Source organism: Hydrogenoanaerobacterium saccharovorans, assembly GCF_016901815.1.
In the GTDB taxonomy this organism is placed as follows: domain Bacteria; phylum Bacillota; class Clostridia; order Oscillospirales; family Ruminococcaceae; genus Avimicrobium; species Avimicrobium caecorum.
In genome coordinates, this window is the sequence record NZ_JACSNR010000013.1 from 1 (window position 1) to 18,451 (window position 18,451).

An 18,451-nucleotide genomic window follows, 5' to 3' on the forward strand; every position below is an offset into this window, starting at 1 on the left:
ACCCAATGCTTCCTCCCCCCTTTCCACAGTGCCCTGTCCGTCTGTTGTGACCGGACAGGGCGCTTCTTTTTTGCCGTTGACAGCCCCGGTCGGTTCTGCTATTGTATAATTAGCCTACAATTTGTAGTCCTAAAGGAGGAATGACCATGATCCCACAGATCTCCGATGCGGAACTGGTGCTGATGAAGCTGCTCTGGCGGCAGGGCGGCAGTGCCCTCTACGCCGAACTGATGGAGGCGCCGGACATCGTCGCCCGGGGCTGGCAGAAGAACACCGTCATCACCCTGCTGGCCCGGCTGGGGGAAAAGGGGCTGGTGACTGCCGAAAAGCTCGGGCGGCGCAACCGCTACACCGCAGCCGTGACCGAGGCGGAATACCAGGCGGCCCAGACCCGGTCGCTGCTGGATAAGCTCTACCAGGGCGAGGCCCGGGGTCTGGTGCTGACCCTGCTGGAACAGCAGCTGCTCTCCCCCGAGGACTATGACGAACTGCGCACCCTGTGGGACCAGGGAAAGGAGAAACTGTGACCGCCCTGCTGCGCACACTGCTCTCGCTGGCCCTGTCGGGCAGTGTGCTGATCCTGATTCTGCTGCTCCTGCTGCCCCGGCTGCGGGCCCGTACCAGCCGCCGGTGGCAGTACTATATCTGGCTGGCGGCAGTGCTGCGCCTGCTGGTGCCCTTTGCCCCCGAAGCCAGCCTGATGAACCAGCTCTTTGCGCCGCCGGCAGCGGTGAGCCAGATCGGTTCCCTCCCGGAGGAGGACAGCGCCGCCCCGGTGCTGCCCGACGGGGCGGAACAGGCCGCTGACATCGAAGCCGCCCTCCCCGGAACTGACCCTCTGCCGGAGGAAGATGCCGGGGAGAGCCAGTCCGCCGGCAGCTCTCCCACTGAGAACCCGGACGGGGACACCCCTGCCGGAACCACGGATTATGCGGGGACTGACACTCCGGTCGGACTGACCCTCCCCGATGCGGGGCAGCTGGCCCAGGCGGCTGCGCCGGCGGTACTGACGCTCTGGCTGGGGACTGCCCTGGTGCTGCTCATACGCCGGGGGCTTACCTACCGCAGCTTTGTGCGGGCGGTGCGCCGGGAAGCCAGGCCGGTGGACGCCCCGGCTCTGCTGGGCTGTCTGCGCCGTGCCTCCCGCCGGGCGGGGGTACGCCATGAGGTGGAGCTGCTCTGTCTCCCCGGACTGCCCACCCCCATGCTGCTGGGAGTACAGCACCCCTGCATCGTCCTGCCCGACCGGGAAACCGGCAGGGAGGAACTGTTCTGCACCCTGCTCCATGAGCTGATCCACTACCGGCGGCGGGACTTCCTCTGCCGGTGGCTGGCTGGGGCAGCGGCCTGTCTGCACTGGTGGAACCCCCTGGCACGGCGGCTGGAACGGGAGATGGACCACGCCTGTGAGCTGGCCTGTGATGAGGCTGTGCTCCGGCTGCTCCGCCCCGGCGACCGCCGTCTTTACGGCGAAGTGCTGCTCCGGGCGGCAGCGGGATCGGTCTCCCCGGCCCTGCCCCTGAGCCAGGGCGGCAAACTGCTCCGGGACCGTCTGCAGGCGATCCTCTCCTACCAGGAGCGGCGCTCCCCCTGGCCCGCTGTGCTGGTCACCGGCGTGGTGGCGGCACTGGCTGTGGGACTGGGCGCGTGCAGCCTGCCTCTCCCGGAACTGGGCTCCTCCCCGGAGAAACCGGATGCCTCCCAGTCGGAGCCCGATTCCTCCCAGACAGAACCGGAGGCTGCCCCGTCCCAGGCGGAGATCCCGCCGGAACGGGCGGCGCTCATGGCCCAGCTTCCCCCGATGGTACCGGACAGCAACGGCACCTATCCCACCATACCCGGGGACCTCTATGATGAGCTGGTGATCCAGTCGGATCAGCCCGCCGGGGAGAAACCCTCCCTGGATCAGCTGGACAGCTTCGAGGAAAATCCCCTCTGCACCCGGATGATGGCCCAGCAGCATTATGAGCTGGAGAGCTGGTCGGTGCTGTATGAGAGCCGGGACTGGGTGCTTGCCCCCAATGAATTTGACCCGGAACAGATGGTGTTCCGGGACCGGTGGGTTCCCAGCTATTTCGTGATCCTGGAGATCAGCGGGGACGGCGAAAACGACCGCATGATCCTCAGCTGTCAGGTGAGCTATACCGTCACCAGTTCGTCCGGGGACTATGTGCCCCGGGTGAGCCTGACCCGCACCGCCTATACCAGACGGGAAGCCGACCTCCGGCTGGGAGAGGATCTCTCGGGCTGGCAGGCGGTACTGGCAGAAGGTACCACCAGCCACTACAACTTCTGGAACCCCTCAACCGGACAGGGTATTCTCATCTCGGACTTCGGCTGTCTGCCCCTGTCGGGGCTCACCGAACCCCCACCCTTTGCCTTTGCGGTCTATGCCCGGACGGAAGGCGGCGTCTCGGGCAGCACCGGGGAAGATCAGCTGATCACCCCCCGGTTCGCCTCGGGGGAAAACTGGGTGATGCTCTGGGACAGCGAAACCCACACCCTCACCGAACTGAGCGGCCTTGGCACCTCGCCCCAGCTCTTCTGGCTGGAACATAATGTCCTGGCGATAGTCTGTGAGGAACGGGTCTGCCTCTATGCCGAAAATTCCGCTGAGCCCCTTGCTGTGATTGAAGCCGGAGCCGGGATTTCGGAGGACGCTGAGGCGATCTTCTACAATCTGGCTCCCCTGCGGGAGGGCGGCGGACAGTATGCCATCGCCTACTGTACCCCCGAAGAATGGCGGTTCTGCGTCTTTGACAGCACCGGGGAAGTCCTCTCGGAATTCGGCTCCGGCCTGTATCCCGGCTCCCCGGATGATCTCTACCTGGCGGACTTTTCCTATACCCAGGGGCTGCTCTACTTTGTCTATTATCCCGATGGCACCGGCGTGAGCGAAACTGCCATGCGCTGCTATATCGACGCCCGGCCCGATCATGACCATACCGTACAAGTTGTGGAATAGGAGGAATCACCATGCGTCATTTTACACGGTTCACTGCCTTGTTCCTGGCAGCGGCTCTGCTCCTTTCCGGCTGCTCCCTCTCCTCGGAGCGCACGGAGGAGAATTCCACGCCGGAGAGTTCTTCCCCGGTGTCCGAAGCCTTTGACCCGCTGGCTGTGGGGCTTCTCGGTCACACCGATTCGGATTCGCCCCTCGGCACCCAGCCGCTCGGGGGAGATGTCCCCCTCACCGAGGCGCTCTACCTCCCTGATGGGCTGGAAGGGGAAATGCTGCGGGTCTGCGTCTATGACAGCGCCCGCCAGGGCTACACCCTCACCCGCTATCCCGCTGCCGGGAATGAAACCGCCGGTCAGCTGGCACAGGCGGCACTGGACGCCCTCTATCCCCAGGGAGAGGGCATCGCCCTCAATGGAATCCGGGTGGAGAAGGGCTTTGCGGTGGTGGATCTCGCCCTCACCCCGGACAGCCCCGCTGCCCAGGCTCTTACCGATGAAGAAGCGGTCACCGCCCTGCTCAATTCCCTGGCCTGCACCCTCCGGGAAAACGGCCTCTATTCAGTGGGATTCACCCTGGAGGGGGCGGGCTTCTCGCTGGGCGGCGTGACCCTGGAGGACGACGGCTGGGGAAGCTATGAATCCGAGCCCCTCTACAACCAGCCCCTCACCAAGGAGGACTTTGCCCGGCTCCGGGCGCTGCTGCCCTGGCCCGGTCTGAAAACCGGGTCCCAGCCGCCGCTGGCTGCCGGGGAACAGGCCATGGAAACCGCTCCGGAGTTCTATACCCTGCTCTGGCTGGCGGGGGATCAGGGCGCCTATGCCGACCCCTCGGAACTCGACCCCGGGAGGGTGCTGAGAACGGCAATCCAGGCCACCCCCGACACCTACGCCTGCCGGAACGAACCGGAGCGCTGGCCCCTCTATCCCCAGGACGATGACTTCCTGCGCCCGCTGAGTGATGCGGTACAGGACAGTGAATTTATCCCCGGGGAGTGGGCGGAGGCCACGGGCCGGGCTATCTGGGGCGAGGAAGTCCCCATTGTCCATGAGGACGCCGGCCACTGGACCTGGCATGAAACCGAAGGGGTCTACACCCCGCCCCACATGGGGGTCGGAAGCGAAGTGCTGCCCTATCCCCACTCCATCACCCAAACGGAGGACGGCTGGACCGCCGAGGTGAGCTATCTTCTGATGAATATGGGCGGCGTGAGCGGCACCACCGAGGAATACCAGCAGGAGTGGATTCCCCTCTATGAGGACCTGGACAGCGACAGCCGGGTACTGGCTCTGCTGGACGCCCTGCCCCGATGGACGGTCACTGCCCGGTATGATGCGGACGGCGTGCTGCATCTTGTCTCCTGCCAGCCGGCAGAATAAATGGAATTTCAGAGAAAGAAGGCAACTGTCATGCAACTGCGGCGAATGCTTCTGACGCTTTTTCTGGCGGGGCTCTGCTGTGTGAGCCTTGCCGCCTGTACCCCGGAAACCTCCCCTTCCGAGCCGGAATCCTCCAGCTCGGGGGACACTCTGACCACCACCCTGCTTCCGGGCGGCTGGGACGCGGCGGACTTCACCGTCCTGCTCTTTGATAAATACGGCCCTATGGACGGCGCCAGCCCGGTGACACTCACCGATGAGGAGCAGAAGGAACTGCTCAGTCTGCTGAGCGGCTCGGACTGGGAGGTGATTGACCCGGATACCCTGCCTCCCCATGACCCCAGTTTCTTTGTGTATCTCCAGGCTGCGGATGGGCGCACCCTGGGTGTGGGCGCCCTCATCAACAGTGATCAGTCCATGCTGGCGCTGGAGGACGAGGAGACCTATCTTCTCTATGCAGGCTCCCCGGAGGCAGTGGAGCAGGCCCAAGCCCTCCGGGAAACTGTGACTGCCCGGCGTGACAGCCTGCTCCCGTCGGGGGAGGCGGAGATCCTCTATCCCGACCTGCTGCCCGAAGCGCTGACCTTCACCGGTGCCTACCGCACTGCGGCAGCAGACCCCACAGCAGTCATCAACTATGCGGGGCGGATTGCCACCGGGCGCACCGCTGTGGACATCTTCTGCAAGGCGCTGGAGAACGGCGGCACCGGGGAACTGACCCTCTATACCTTCACCCCGGACTACGCCGATCCGGAAACGATACGGTGCTCGTACACCCGGTTCTGGACCGATGGCGGCTCCAGCTGGTACTTCTCCGACTACTCGGAGGACAGCAGCTTCGCCTTTATGGAACCCAGCCGGTATGAGGTGCAGACGCTGGAACTCAGCGATTACGGCTATCTGACAATAACGGACGAAGTCAACAGTGAACCGGGCGGCTACCCGGTAATCCCCGACCGGCTGCTCTGGGAGGACGCCGACCAGCGCCTCCAGCTCTATGAACGGTATCTGGAACCGGTGCTCACCTCTACCGCCCTGGGATCGATCGAGTGGGACTCCCTGATGGAGATCCCCCGACCGCTGTGGGTGTTTGAGGATCTCTACCGCTATGACCACCAGAACACCAGCCCCTTTGATGTCTACGGCACCAACTGGCCGGTGGACGAGATGGCGGACCTCCTGAGCCGGTACTTTGACGGCGTCACCGAGGAACAGCTCATCGACAAGTACCAGGACATCTATGACCCGGCTTCCGGCACCCTTCACTATGAGGGCGGACGGGGCGGCGGCCCCTACTATCTGCGGGTCACCGGCTGGGAGGAGGACGGCGACCGGCTCACCCTCCACTATGAGGAGTACAGCCCTGCCACCGGCGAGCCCTATGAGGACAGCGCCTGTCTGCTCACCGTGCGGCTGCTTGAGGACGGCAGCTTCCGCTACCTTGGAAACCACAAGGCATGAATCCCCTTTCCCGGGGAAATAAAAAACCGGCAGACCCTCCGGGGTCTGTCGGTTTTTTGCGTGACTCCGGCGGTCAGCACCGCTTTTCCCGCACCGGCACCCAGATCTCACTGTATGCCTGTCCGGGGACTGCCGCATCCATGCGGGTAAAGGAAAAACTCAGCGAATCCGCCAGCTCATAATCCGCTGTCACCAGCCACTGGGAATAGATCCGGGCCATGGCGTCCTGCATCACCGCCGGGAAGGCTCCCTCACAGGGGAACACCGCCCAGAGCGATGCCGGCATCTCCTTGCTGTCCAGTCCGGCGCCGATGTCGGTATGGCTGGTGAGCACCCCGATCATGTGGGTGAGCTCTCCCCGCTCCTCCCGGAATCCGCTGTCCGAATCCCAGGAGACATTCACAATCTCTTCCGGGGCAGTGTCCCGCAGGCGGTGCAGTTCCTCCCGCTGTCCGGGGGTGATGCTCTCCGCCAGCCGCACAATCGCCTCATTGACCCCCTCAAACTGCATGGGTACCCGCCGGCTCACTCCCGCAAACCGGAATGCCGGCTTTTCCACGATCCGATATTCCATGGTATCTCCTCCCTGTACTGTCACAATAAAATTCAGCCGCTGGAATGTCCGTCCCTGCCGGGTGCGGGCCGCTTCGGACGGCAGCAGTCCGCTCCACCGCCGGAATGCCCGGGTGAATCCATCCACCGACTGGTATCCGTACCGGTAGGCTGTGTCGGTCACCGAACAGCCCCGGAGCAAGGCCCCGCTGGCCTCGGAAAGCCGGCGGTTCTTCACATATTCCTGCAGGGTCATTCCTGTGAGGGCATAGAACAGCTGCCGGAAGCTGAGATCCGAAATCCCCACCCCTGCTGCCACCTCCTCCAGACGGAAATCCTCCTCCAGATGCGCTTCAATATAATCCATGGCAGCATTGAGCTTTTTGAGCATCCTGTTTTCCCCCTCCCTGTCAGAATACCATCTTCTGCGCCGGTCCGCTCGACTTCTCCACAGAAAAACCGTCGCCTGTTCTCAAAAAATCCCCCGGATCAGCAGTGACCCGGGGGAATGACCCCATATTTTTATTCCGCCGCAGGCTCGGGGAGCTTGCAGAGATCACACCATTCGCCGCCCGAGAGCAGTTCCAGTTCCTCCGGAGTGAGCTTGACTGCGCTGTTGGGGCTGCCGCAGGCCGGATAGACAATATCGAACCGCCGCAGCGACGGGTCCAGATACACCTTGACCCCTTCCTTGACACAGAACGGGCAGACACCGCCCACCGCATGGCCCACCAGCTCCACGGCCTCCTCAGGGGTGAGCATCTTGGCCTTGGTGTGGAACTTCTCCTTGTACTTGTGGTTATCCACCTTGGCATCGCCGGCTGCCACAATGAGCACAACCCCCTCCGGTGTCTTGAAGGACAGGGTCTTGGCAATGCGGGCGCCCTCACACCCCAGGGCAGCAGCTGCCAGTTCCACAGTGGCGCTGGATACGGTGAATTCCCGGGCGCGGTCCCCATAACCCCGCTCGGTGAGATAATTTTTTACCAGTTCAAATGACATATTGGCTCGGCTCCTTTTTCGGACTTATGGATATACTGGCATTGTAACATGGAAAAAGGCGGAGCGCAATTCCTGCGCCCCGCCTTTTTGTCGTCGATCATCGAATGAAAGTCCGCTTTCCAATGGAAAGGGTGATACAGCAAAAACATCCGACATTCCATATTTTAACATATTCCGACCGGTTTGTAAAGATTCAACTTGCGGAAAATCCGGGGAAAAGTGGAGAATTTGTCGGGAAGGCTCACATCTGGTCCGCTGCCGCTTCCCGCTGCCGCAGTCCCCGGAAAAACCGGTCCAGTTCTGCCCGGCACTCGGCTTCCAGCACCCCGCTCTTATAATAGGGCACGGTGGGGAAGGGCATGGCAGTGAGATCGCACACCGATCCCATACACCCGGCCTTGGGGTCCGCTGCCCCATATACCACCCGGCTGATCCGGGCATTGAGGATCGCTCCGGCACACATGGGACAGGGCTCCAGCGTCACATACAGCACACAGCCGTCCAGCCGCCAGCTCCCCAGCCGCTGACAGGCCTGGCGGATGGCATTGATCTCCGCATGGCCCAGAGGGTCCCGCTCCGATTCCCGGGTATTGTACCCCACCGAGAGGATCTCCCCGTCCCGGACAATACAGGCCCCCACCGGGATCTCTCCCAGCCGGGCAGCTTCCCGGGCGGCTTCCAGAGCCGTGCGCATATAGGTTTCATGTGCGGTCATGGGAAGGCCTCCGTCAGATCACAAGGAAGTATTTGCTGGTGGTAAAGGCCAGCAGGGCCAGCAGAGCGAGCATCAGGCCGGTGGAGAAGAACGCTGTGAGCTTCCCGCGTATGGACATGACGGTATTGGAAGCATGCAGCTGGAACATATTGCTGTACCGGGTGAGCAGCCAGCCCATGGCGATGAAACCGCTCAGCAGGTATACCACATAGACAATGCTGGTGATGGTCTGCTGACCGTTGATGGAAAAGCTGGCGCTGATGGCGGAGAGCACCACTGCCAGGGCGTTATTGACAAAGTGGATTGCCATACCGGTGCGCAGGGAACCGGTGCGCAGGACAAAATAGCCGATGGCAAGGCCGGTGACAAAGGCCATGGGAGCCTGGACCAGATTGCCGTGCACCAGGCCGAAGAGCAGCGAGGAGACAAAGAGGGCGAAGGTATCGCCGAACCGGCGCAGCGACTGCATGATAGCGCCGCGGAACACCAGTTCCTCCACGATGGCAGGCAGCACAGCCGAGCTGAGGAAGTAGAGGACAAAGGGCACCACACCGGTGGGCACAGCCGATACCGGGCTGGTGGGATAGAGTCCGAAGGCCGCAAAGAAGACGCTCATGGCAGAGGCGGTATAGGCACCCACCACCACAGTCATCAGGGTGATGGGAATGGCTGCCAGGGCAATGCGGGTATCCCGGGGCTGGCTCAGGGGGAAGGCATTGTAGGTGGGAATGCGGATGCGGCGGCAGTAGAGTACAGCCGGCAGCAGCAGAGCCAGCACATAGGCACCCATATTGGCGATTTCAGCGGCAGCGGTATAGCCATCATAGGTCATGAACTGCCCGAACAGCATGGTTTCCAGGGTCAGGATCAGCTGATAGACCGGCCCTGAGAGCAGCAGGAAACACAGCAGCATCATGGCAATGCCGCTGGAATAGGTGCGGATCATCCGGCGCTCATAATCGGCACGGGGCGGCGGAGAAAATCCATATCCTGCCACATAGGTATATCCGCGGGGTTCACTGTTCCCTGTGAAAGGGTTGTGATACAGATCATAGAACCCGTTGGAATTGTGTTTATCCTGCATCAGGCAAAACCTCCATAGAAAACGGCCTGTCCGTTCCAGACCGGGATCATCTTTTTTGACTGAGCTTATTATAGCATACTCCCCCCGGTTAAAAAAACCGCTGTTTTGTGAACGATCTGTAATGATTGTCCGTTTTCTGGAAAACCTTCTCAGCCCATCCTTTTCCGGAGCGCATAAACACCCATCGATCCGCACAGGATAAAGGCAGCGCAGAGCGTGATTTTATTATGAAAGGCGGTGGAGGCATGTCGCTCACTGAATCGGAGTACGACGCGCTCACCAAACGATATTCCCAGAATTCCAAACCCTGGATCAATGTACCCAAAGCCTTCCTCATCGGCGGCGGGATCTGTGCCTTGGGACAAGGCCTCATCGAAGGCTATACCCGGCTGGGTCTCCCGGCGGATCTGGCTTCTGGGGCCTGCAGCATGACGCTGGTTGTCCTCTCGGCCCTGTGCACCGGACTGGGCATCTATGACCAGATCGCCCGGCATGCCGGCGCCGGTACCCTGGTACCCATCACCGGCTTTGCCAATGCCATGGTTTCACCGGCCCTGGAATTCAAAAGCGAAGGCCTGATCCTCGGCACCGGCGCCAAGATGTTTGCCATTGCCGGGCCGGTGCTGGTCTATGGCATCAGTGCTTCGGTGCTGTATGGACTGATCCGGTTCCTGTTCGGTCAGGCTTAGAGAGGAGGAAAACGGTTTGGCACTCAAACGCGGAAAACAGACCTATCTGTTCCAGCATCCGGCGGCGATCCGGAGCTTTGCCGCCATCGGCTCCAAACGGGAAGGCGAAGGCCCGCTGGGAGAATTCTTTGACACCATCGACCCGGACAGCACCTTTGGTCAGAAGAGCTGGGAACGGGCCGAAAGCCGTCTGCACCATGACACCGTGGAACTGGCGGTGAAAAAAGCCGGGCTCTCCTATGCGGACCTCGACTGCCTGCTGGCCGGAGACCTGCTCAACCAGTGCATCGGCGCCACCTTTGGAGTACGGGAGCTGGGAATCCCCTATCTGGGCATCTACGGCGCCTGCTCCAATATGGCAGAGGGACTGCTGCTCTCCGCCTTCCTGGCAGAATCGGGACTGCGGTACCTGGGGGTATCCACGGCGTCCCATTTCTGTACGGCGGAGCGGCAGTACCGGTTCCCGCTGGAATACGGCGGACAGCGCACCCCCACCAGCCAGTGGACCGTCACCGGCGGCGGGGCTGTGGTGGTAGCCGGGGCCACGGCCCAGACGCCCGACCAGGCCGGGCCGTGGATTCAGGCGGCAGCCATCGGCACCATTGAGGACAAGGGCATCAAGGACGCCGCCAATATGGGCGCTGCCATGGCTCCGGCAGCTGCGGCGACCATTCTGGGCTTCCTGTCCGACACCGGCACCACCCCCGAGGACTATGACCTGATCCTCACCGGCGACCTGGGCCAGGTGGGCAGCGACCTGCTCTATGAGCTGGCAATCCGGGAGGGCGTGGATCTGCGCTCCCGGCACACCGACTGCGGCCTGCTCATCTATGACCGGGACCGGCAGGATGTCCACGCCGGCGGGTCGGGCTGCGGCTGCTGCGCCTCGGTGCTGTGCAGCTATATCCTGCCCTCCCTGCGGGAAGGACGGGTCAAGCGGGTGTTGTTTGCAGCCACCGGGGCTTTGCTCAGCCCCACCAGCACCCAGCAGGGGGAATCCATTCCCTCCATTGCCCATGCCGTATGCCTGACTTCCCGGAAGGAGGATCTGCCATGGAACTGATCGAAGCACTGCTCCGTGCCTTTTTTGTGGGCGGACTGATCTGCGCTGTGGGCCAGCTGCTCATCGACTACACCCCCTTGACCCCTGCCCGTATCCTGGTATCCTTTGTGGTGCTGGGAGTGGTGCTGGGCGGCATCGGGATCTATCAGCCGCTGCTGGACTTTGCCGGGGCCGGGGCATCGGTGCCGCTCACCGGCTTCGGTGCCCTGCTGGCAAAGGGGGTCCGGGACGCCATGGCGGAACAGGGCGCCATCGGAATCCTCACCGGCGGGCTCACTGCCTCCGCGGGCGGCATTACCACTGCCATCACAGCGGCGCTGCTGGTGGCACTGCTCTGCCGTTCCCGGGACAAGGCATGAGTGTTTGTCATGCCCATTCCAGCGCCGGAAGGCTGTTCCGGGGAAAGAATTCTCTCCCCGGCGCTACATAGTACTTTGGATTTGAAAGGAATTTTTCAGTTCCCCTTGACAGGGTGCAATAGATATGCTATTATAGTATAGCAATAGAGATTGACGCGGAGTGGAGCAGATGGTAGCTCGTCGGGCTCATAACCCGAAGGTCGTTGGTTCAAGTCCAGCCTCCGCAACCAAATAAAAAAGGCACCCGAAAGGGTGCTTTTTTATTTGGTTCGAACTGGCTTCCGATGGAAGCCAGCCGCCTGCGGGCGGGACGTCCGCTTCGCTCAAATGTGGTAGGAACCTGCGGTTCCCCCACAAACGCCCCCTCCCTTACCGCAAAAAGGGGGATACAGCGGGAGATCCACAGCGTTCCGATTGCTCACTCAAAAACCGATGAAACCGTGGTTTCATCGGTTTTTTCTTTTTGCCCGGAATCGCTTCTGACCCATACTTTGACCCAGACGCGGAAAGGTCCGGCGCGATTCAGAAAGCGTCTGAGAGGACATTCCCCATCACATCGGCTGCCTGCCGCTGGGCAATGGTGGTCACATGGGCATAGGTGTCCAGGGTGAAGCCGGCACTGTAATGCCCCAGCATACCCGAGACGGTCTTAATGTCCACCCCGTTCTGCAGCGCCAGGGTGGCAAAGGTATGCCGCAGGTCGTGGAACCGGACCTTCGGCAGTCCCGCCCGTTTCAGCACCCGATGGAGCATATGCAGTACACTGTCCGGAGAGATAGGGCCGCCGGTGGGCGAAGGGAACACATAGGTTCCGCCCACATTCTCCTTCTGCTGCCGGAGGATTTCTGCGGCGTCCGCTCCGATGGAGAGGGTGCGGTAGGAATTTTTGGTTTTCAGCGGGGCTTCAGTGACAACTCCATTGATCCGGACAACCTGCCGCCGCACCGTGATTGTCTGCTGTTCCAGGTCGATGTCCTCCCAGTGAAGCCCCAGCAGTTCCCCTCTCCGCAGCCCGGTGGCCAGCTCCAGGTAGTAGAGTTCAAACACACCGCCGGCTTTCGCTTCCCGGAAGAAGGTCTCCAGTTGGTCGGCCGTAAGGGTCTGCATCTCCCGGTGTTCCAGCCTGGGCAGGGAACAGCCCTCAGCCGGGTTGGATGGGATCAGCTTCTGCTGCACCGCCAGCTTCAGGGCGGAGGAGATCACCTGGTGGAGATTCCGCACTGTCTTGGGGCTGAGACCTTTTGGCTGTTTCTTTGACTCAATTCGTTCCACCCGGCCCCCATCCAGCATCTTCTTGTAGAATTCCTGGAGATCCAGGGTAGTCAGCTTGTGCAGCGGAATGTCCCCGATGTTGGGCCGGATGTGGTTATCCAGGTAGCCCCGGTAGGTGCATGGGAGGAAGGGCGGACCTTCACCTGTGCCACATTCTCAAACCAGACCTCCATCCACTGGCCCAGGGTGTACTTTTCTGCCCGGGCCACATCCACTCCCCTGCTTCTTTCGATGGCTTCGGCCAGCTTTTCTTTCACCTCTGCCTGTGTTTTGCCCAGGACGTTCTTGTAGATGGGTTTCCCGGTCTCCGGGTCCCGGCCGGTGGTGTACCGTCCCTCCCAGCGGCCGTCAGAGCGTTTGCGGATGCTGCCCTCGCCGTTGGCACGCTTCTTTGCCATGGAATCCTCCCCTTTCTTTGTTTATGCGGCGCAGATTCTGACGGACTAAGCCCATCTTCTTCTGCCAACTACACAACATACCGGCAAAGCGGGGGAATATCCAGTCCGCCAGGGAAGAGTTATCGGAATGTTATCATTTGCGTGACCGGAAAAGCCGGGAAGCGTCCGGCGAAAAGCCTTTCCAACGGAGAAAATCGTGACTTCCGGAGGAAAAAGCGTCATCTGGCTATGGAGCGAGAGAGAACAGCGCCATTTGCAACCCTGGAAGAACCGCCCGCACTGCGGGTGGAAGTGACCGGCCTGGCGCATAAAGCGCCAGGTCTTTCTCCTGCTTCGTTTCGTTCCTCTGTGTTGCCCGCGGTTTTCTGGGGAAATCCGACCTTTGAAACGGATCATGGAACCCATCTGATTCGGCTGATTTTGTACAGGGGATTTCTGCCTCCCCGAACGCCCCCAAAAGTGTCCCAAGGAAGGCCTGAGATCGGGCAGGGGTTGTTTCCTTACTCTGTCTGTAAAAGCCGCACACAGGTCAATGGTACTGGCTTCAGGTGAGCCTTTTCGCTCCTCTGGTTTTCACCGGTTCTGCTCTTTCCCGGAGTCGGGCTGAAATTTCTTTCCCTGCTCTCTGGCAGGCTATTTCCAGAGGAAAAGTGACCTTCGGGTTTTCCCGGATTCTGACCCAAACCCTGACCCAGACGGGAATCAGAATCCATGGAACCAGTGGAACAAACAGGGCTTCAGAGCGTGGTTTTCCGAGCCGGAAGGGGAGGAAACCAGCCGGAATGTCTCCCCACCGCATACAAACCGCAGCTCATAACCCGAAGGTCGTTGGTTCAAGTCCAGCCTCCGCAACCATGATAAGTTGACAGATTTCGAATGGAATCTGTCAACTTTTTATACCCAAAACCAACGAAAAGCCGCAGGATTTCCTGCGACTTTTTGCTTTATCGGTAAAGATTTCAGAAATCCTATTTTTCTATATCACTCTTTTTTAAGGAGGTCATACCGAATGAATAAAAGCGAATCCATCAAAGCCGGTCTTCGCAAGCGTTTCCAATCGGGCGAGTCAAAGCTGGCAAAGAGAAAGTGCTACGGATATAAGGCTGACGCCAACGGTGAACTGGTTATCAATCCGGAGGAAGCCGAAATTGTCAACCGTATCTTTACGCAGTACCAAAGTGGCATGAGTTTGGGAGCGATTGCCGCTGAACTGTTCAAACAGCAGATTCCCTCTCCAACCGGAAAAGCTCAATGGAGCCGGGAAGCCATCCACAAGCTGTTGTCCAATGAAAAATATACGGGCCGTGTTCTGTTGCAGAAAACAATCCGCACCGGCAGAGTGCAGGTAAAGAATGAAGGCGAAGAATGGCAATATCTGTACGAAAACGCCCATGCGGCCATCATTTCGGACGAGCTGTTTTGGAGTGTACAGAAAGTGAAAGCCAGTCGGGCAAAAATTGTCAGCTGAACAACTTTTTGCTACAATGAAGAAAACACATGGGGGAGTGATTTCGGTTGCGTATCATCACAAGAATCACCCCTCCCGGCGCAAAAAAAGCAGAAAGAGAAGCCTCCTCTTCGGGTAGCCGCTTATTGCCGCGTCAGTACGGAACGCCCGGAACAGGAAACCAGCCTGGACCTTCAGGTCCGATACTATACACAGCGGATCGAAAGCACTCCGGGATGGGTAAACGCCGGCGTTTTTGCAGAAAAAGCCTCCGGGCTGAGCATAAAGCGCCGCAAGGAATTTCAAAGACTTCTGGATAGCTGCCGGAACGGCGAGATCGATATGGTCCTGGTAAAATCCGTGAGCCGGTTCGGGCGGGATTCTCTGGAAATGTTCAAGATCCTCCGGGAATTTCAGGACTTGGATGTGGATGTGTTTTTCGAGGAAGAAGGAGTCCACAGCCGGGATCGTTATCTGCGGTATTATCTCACGGTCTACTGTGCCTTTGCCCAGGCGCAGAGCGAGAACGCAAGCCGGAATATCCGATGGGGCATCGAGCACAGCTTTAAGGATGGAACATCCGGCTATGCGGAGTTTGTCTGCTTCGGATATAAGAGAGATAAGGACGGTGCGCTTTGTCCCGATGAGCCGAACGCTTCCATTGTGCGCCGGATGTTTGAGATGCGGGCCGCCGGCGCCAGCCTCGGTGCGATATCAGATTGGTTGTATCAACAGGGCGTTCCCTCCCCGCGAGGAAAAGCGCGCTGGAGCCGTGAAACCATCAAGAAGCTGCTCCAGAATGAAAAATACATCGGGAGTGTAATACTCCAGAAAACCTATGTGCAGGATTTATTTAGTCGAAAGCAATGCAAGAATATGGGTGAGAAGCAGCGGTATTTGTACCAGTACGCTCATCCCGCAATTATCAGCCAGGAACTGTTCGAAAAGTTGAACCCCGCTATCTATGCAGCAATGAATTGCAATCCGGGAGAAGCCGACGTCCCCGACGAAAAGGAAGAAGGAAGCCAGCCATGACTTTTGCGGTAGAAAAAGCATTTGATATAGTTTTGGATGCATTGATTGAAAAATCCAAAGATGAGATTGATGATATCCCTCCGCAACAAAAGTCAGAATAAGCCGCTCAAAATTACAAAAAATGATTGATCGGAATTTTAGCAAATTTACAGGTTTCTTTTAGAGGGCAATTGTGGTTACAGGTTCCCTCTCCGATAGCTTTGTCTCGTTCATTACCATTTGTTAGAACTTCATACTCATCAACGTAGAAGACTTTTTTCTTCAACGTCGGACAAAAACGAAACCGCATCTTTTTCATCATAGCATCCCTCCTTTCGCAAAAAAAGTGCCGTCCTTGTTTCCAAGAACGGCACTGAGGCACTGATATTTATTCTGACTTGGGACGAGTCTACCTGCCTTTTCATATGCATATGCGCTTTTGCAAAGGCCATGGAGTCGACCACACCAATATCGGATGCCTTTGTCCGATGAAACACTGGACTCAGTTGATACAAATTACTCATCATAAAAACTTACCAGTAGATGTCCCTCGGGGCAGTGCTGATAGGCAGACTATAGGTAAAAGGCTGGCCGGAGAGGGTCATGTGGACGGCGCAGCTCAGGGCGGACTCCGCAGCCAGAGGCTGGGGCAGGGAGGCGGTGGCCACGGTGATGTAGGTGTATCTCGTCAGAAGCACATCTGGATTGTCCGAGGTGGAGTACTGGGATTCCTCGCGCACCTGGCTCAGGGCATAGGCCTCCGGCGGCAGGGGCTCCCCGTCCACATAGACGGTGACGCTTAGGGTGTCGCCCTCGGCCTGCTCCGGCGCGACGGGCACCACCTGTGGGAAGTCCTCCCCGTCGTCCCACCAGACCTTCATCGTCACGGTGTTGGTTGTTTCATCATACTCTCCCCGCAGCTGGGGGCATCGGCCCAAGTCGGCAGCGGTGTAGGTCTCCGTTTCCCCATTTACCCGTTCCACCGTCAGACGCATCTCAAAGGTGGGGTAGGTGTCCGCCCCCGCCTCTGCCCAGTAGTCGTCGAAATCCGGGGGATAAACCACATAGAAAGCGGTATACAGCCCGGCATCGATGTCCGCCCGGGGGATGCCCTCACCGAAAGTATCCTCATAAAAAGGACGCTGGGTGATGGTGTCAAACTGGGTGACCTTGGCCGAGGCAATGGTCTCTGGCTCCGGGAAGGCCACCTGCAAAAAACCCTCGGATCCGTTCATCATGGCCGAGAAAAAAGTGATGGGTTCCGGCGTCTGGACTGGGCCGGGGCTTTCCTCTCCGCCCGGAGGCGTGGTCTCCGGCGGCACCGTGGGGAGCGGGTCCCCGGCTGACGTCGGCGGCTCGGGAGAGGGGAGCTCCGCTGCCGGGACGGCGGCCGCTACTGTCAACAGAAGGGCCATGGCGACGGAGGCCAGTATCCGCCAGCCCCGCCGGCGCTCCCGATTCCGGGGCGCACCCCTGCCGCCGCCCTGAAACTCCGGGGGAAGCGGGGCCGCCTCCGCCCCGGGGCGGGGCTCCTCCGGGACGCCAGGCTCCCAGGGCAGGATGAACTCCGGGGGAAGTTTCCATTCCTTTGGCGGTGCGCTCCGCTCCATCGGCGGCGCGTTCCGCAGATTCTGCCCGCCCATGGCTCACATAGAGTGGACGTCCAGCTGGGGGAAGGGGCACTCCACACCCAGCTGGCGCAGGCCCAAGAGCAGATCCCGATTGAGGATCCGCGCACCGCCATAGATGTCCTTTTCTTTCACGTCCACGCAGAAACGCAGCACCACGGCGCTGTCAGCCAGCTGCTGCACCCCCAGGTAGACCGGCGTGTCCAACATGACGTCCGCACGCTTCTGCCGGATCTCCTCCAGCAGGGACGGGAATTTCTCCTCCAGTGCCTCCAGATCACAGGTATAGGGGATGGAGATGTCGCAAAAGGACTTGGACACGTGGTCGGAACGGTTGAGGATGTTCCGCATATCCGCATTGTTTACAATCTTGATGTTCTCGCTGGCGTCGGTGATAGAGGTGGTGCGGATGCCGATGTCCGTCACCACGCCCCGGAAGCCGTCCACCTCTATGATGTCCCCCACATTGTACTGGCTATCAAAGAGGATGAACACGCCCGTGACCAGGTCGGCGATGATGCTGTCGGCGGCAAAGCCGACGATTAAGGCCAAAACACCCAGGCTGGCCACAATAGCCAGAATATTCACACCCAGGAGGTGTAGACCCCAGCAGAGGATGACAATGGCTGCGGCATAGCGCAGGAGGCTACGGGTGATGGAGAGGATGGACCGGGCCCGGTGGGTCCTGGGCTTGCAGAGGGTCAAGAAGAACTCCGCCACCCACTCCGCCAGCAGCACCCCTGCCGCCATGGCCGCCAGACGCAGGATAGCCCTCAGGCTGAGGGTCCAGTCGGCGGTCAGGGCCGCCGTTTTCATGGCACCAGTGGCAAAGCCGGCGGTCAGGGCCACTGCCAGGATGACCGCCAGAATCAGGAACTTAATAATGCTTTGTTTTTCTTTCATCGTTTGTTTCCTTCCTTTCTGACAATGCTGTGTGCTTGTGTGGGACGGCCCCGATGGATGGTCAGGCGGAGTGACCAGCAGTCGCTGGTGATCTGGACCACGCTGCTGTGTATCAAAAGCTCGTTTTCCAGATACCGTACGATCCGCCACGGCGGTTATGGCTCACTCTTTTCCCTGTTTGGACAAGCCCTCGCAGGGCTGCAGCAGGGTGACCTTCAGCTCGGTACCCATCTCCTGCTCCTCAGCAGAGATGGAAAAGGTGCTGGGATTACCGTATCACAATATGGAAATTTTGTCAAATTAGTTGATTCCAAGAGAAGTCGCAGCTTGTTGTGACCGAGAAGATATAAAAACCGAGCCGCCGCTCGATAAAACTATCAAATCAGGCAAATATCTTTTTTGTTAAGGCATGCCACTAAATAAATATCCCCCCGCAAAGCGGGGGGTATTTCCGTTTCGGGCATAGCCCTAATACTACAGGCAACGCACAAGTGCGCTTTTTGTTGGCCTGCCAGCCACGCATAGG

The 18,451-nt window shown here is 59.7% G+C and carries 18 protein-coding genes, 1 tRNA gene and 1 pseudogene; 11 read left to right on the forward strand and 9 right to left on the reverse strand.

All coding sequences use genetic code 11. The features are described from left to right. Nucleotides 1-146: 146 nt before the first annotated feature. From H9X81_RS11120 to H9X81_RS11135, 4 genes are read left to right on the forward strand one after another with little or no spacing between them, the layout of a single operon-like run. Nucleotides 147-527, forward strand: coding sequence for a BlaI/MecI/CopY family transcriptional regulator (locus tag H9X81_RS11120; protein ID WP_204722063.1), 381 nt, complete (start codon nt 147-149; stop codon nt 525-527). Further along, nucleotides 524-2,965 (forward strand): M56 family metallopeptidase, encoded by a 2,442-nt coding sequence (locus H9X81_RS11125; protein ID WP_204722065.1) that lies wholly within the window; start codon nt 524-526, stop codon nt 2,963-2,965. The genes H9X81_RS11120 and H9X81_RS11125 overlap by 4 nt, the downstream gene beginning before the upstream one ends. 11 nt (nt 2,966-2,976) lie before the next feature. Beyond that, complete coding sequence (locus H9X81_RS11130) at nt 2,977-4,338, forward strand: hypothetical protein (RefSeq protein WP_204722067.1); 1,362 nt, start codon at nt 2,977-2,979, stop codon at nt 4,336-4,338. Between the two features lie 30 nt (nt 4,339-4,368). After that, nucleotides 4,369-5,799 carry a hypothetical protein gene (locus H9X81_RS11135; RefSeq protein WP_204722069.1) on the forward strand — a complete coding sequence of 477 codons (1,431 nt, stop codon included), beginning with the start codon at nt 4,369-4,371 and terminating at the stop codon, nt 5,797-5,799. A 73-nt stretch (nt 5,800-5,872) separates the two neighbouring features. Here the strand turns inward: H9X81_RS11135 and H9X81_RS11140 are convergent, their stop codons facing one another. The 4 genes from H9X81_RS11140 to H9X81_RS11155 all read right to left on the reverse strand — a co-directional run bounded on the left by H9X81_RS11140 (nt 5,873) and on the right by H9X81_RS11155 (nt 9,152). Beyond that, entirely contained in the window at nt 5,873-6,742 is an 870-nt protein-coding gene (locus tag H9X81_RS11140) for an AraC family transcriptional regulator (RefSeq protein ID WP_204722071.1), read from the reverse strand. Nucleotides 6,743-6,873: 131 nt separating this feature from the next. Next, complete coding sequence (locus H9X81_RS11145; protein WP_191391787.1) at nt 6,874-7,353, reverse strand: YbaK/EbsC family protein; 480 nt, start codon at nt 7,351-7,353, stop codon at nt 6,874-6,876. A gap of 241 nt (nt 7,354-7,594) precedes the next feature. Then, nucleotides 7,595-8,068 (reverse strand): nucleoside deaminase, encoded by a 474-nt coding sequence (locus tag H9X81_RS11150; RefSeq protein ID WP_191391788.1) that lies wholly within the window; start codon nt 8,066-8,068, stop codon nt 7,595-7,597. Nucleotides 8,069-8,081: 13 nt separating this feature from the next. Beyond that, complete coding sequence (locus tag H9X81_RS11155; protein ID WP_204722073.1) at nt 8,082-9,152, reverse strand: CPBP family intramembrane glutamic endopeptidase; 1,071 nt, start codon at nt 9,150-9,152, stop codon at nt 8,082-8,084. A gap of 245 nt (nt 9,153-9,397) precedes the next feature. Here H9X81_RS11155 and spoVAC point away from each other — a divergent pair, with 245 nt between their 5' ends. The 4 genes from spoVAC to H9X81_RS11175 all read left to right on the forward strand — a co-directional run bounded on the left by spoVAC (nt 9,398) and on the right by H9X81_RS11175 (nt 11,493). Continuing rightward, nucleotides 9,398-9,841: a stage V sporulation protein AC gene (gene spoVAC / locus H9X81_RS11160; protein WP_191391790.1), complete on the forward strand. Its 444-nt coding sequence runs from the start codon at nt 9,398-9,400 to the stop codon at nt 9,839-9,841. Between the two features lie 16 nt (nt 9,842-9,857). Next, a complete protein-coding gene (locus H9X81_RS11165) occupies nt 9,858-10,904 on the forward strand; it encodes a stage V sporulation protein AD (protein ID WP_204722075.1) in 1,047 nt (348 codons plus the stop codon). Continuing rightward, nucleotides 10,895-11,263, forward strand: a complete 369-nt coding sequence (spoVAE, locus tag H9X81_RS11170) for a stage V sporulation protein AE (RefSeq protein ID WP_177502603.1) — start codon at nt 10,895-10,897, stop codon at nt 11,261-11,263. Before H9X81_RS11165 ends, spoVAE begins: the two co-directional genes overlap by 10 nt. 154 nt (nt 11,264-11,417) lie before the next feature. Then, a tRNA-Met gene (locus H9X81_RS11175) sits at nt 11,418-11,493 on the forward strand. Between the two features lie 292 nt (nt 11,494-11,785). On the opposite strand, the gene H9X81_RS11180 is transcribed toward H9X81_RS11175, so the two are convergent. Further along, entirely contained in the window at nt 11,786-12,637 is an 852-nt protein-coding gene (locus tag H9X81_RS11180; RefSeq protein WP_345941548.1) for a tyrosine-type recombinase/integrase, read from the reverse strand. Continuing rightward, a complete protein-coding gene (locus H9X81_RS12035; protein ID WP_345941547.1) occupies nt 12,586-12,933 on the reverse strand; it encodes a hypothetical protein in 348 nt (115 codons plus the stop codon). The genes H9X81_RS11180 and H9X81_RS12035 overlap by 52 nt, the downstream gene beginning before the upstream one ends. Nucleotides 12,934-13,942: 1,009 nt before the next feature. Between H9X81_RS12035 and H9X81_RS11185 the strand changes: the two genes are divergently transcribed. From H9X81_RS11185 to H9X81_RS12045, 3 genes and pseudogenes are all read left to right on the forward strand, one after another. Continuing rightward, complete coding sequence (locus H9X81_RS11185) at nt 13,943-14,401, forward strand: recombinase family protein (protein WP_191462590.1); 459 nt, start codon at nt 13,943-13,945, stop codon at nt 14,399-14,401. A gap of 126 nt (nt 14,402-14,527) precedes the next feature. After that, a pseudogene (locus tag H9X81_RS12040) lies at nt 14,528-14,944 on the forward strand (recombinase family protein); the annotation flags it as partial. A gap of 99 nt (nt 14,945-15,043) precedes the next feature. After that, a complete protein-coding gene (locus H9X81_RS12045) occupies nt 15,044-15,415 on the forward strand; it encodes a recombinase family protein (protein WP_345941549.1) in 372 nt (123 codons plus the stop codon). Nucleotides 15,416-15,527: 112 nt separating this feature from the next. Here the strand turns inward: H9X81_RS12045 and H9X81_RS11195 are convergent, their stop codons facing one another. From H9X81_RS11195 to H9X81_RS11205, 3 genes are all read right to left on the reverse strand, one after another. Next, nucleotides 15,528-15,716 (reverse strand): hypothetical protein, encoded by a 189-nt coding sequence (locus tag H9X81_RS11195; protein WP_204722077.1) that lies wholly within the window; start codon nt 15,714-15,716, stop codon nt 15,528-15,530. Between the two features lie 211 nt (nt 15,717-15,927). Then, nucleotides 15,928-16,632 (reverse strand): hypothetical protein, encoded by a 705-nt coding sequence (locus H9X81_RS11200; protein WP_204722079.1) that lies wholly within the window; start codon nt 16,630-16,632, stop codon nt 15,928-15,930. Between the two features lie 408 nt (nt 16,633-17,040). Continuing rightward, nucleotides 17,041-17,925, reverse strand: a complete 885-nt coding sequence (locus H9X81_RS11205; RefSeq protein WP_178614066.1) for a mechanosensitive ion channel family protein — start codon at nt 17,923-17,925, stop codon at nt 17,041-17,043. Nucleotides 17,926-18,451: the final 526 nt, after the last annotated feature.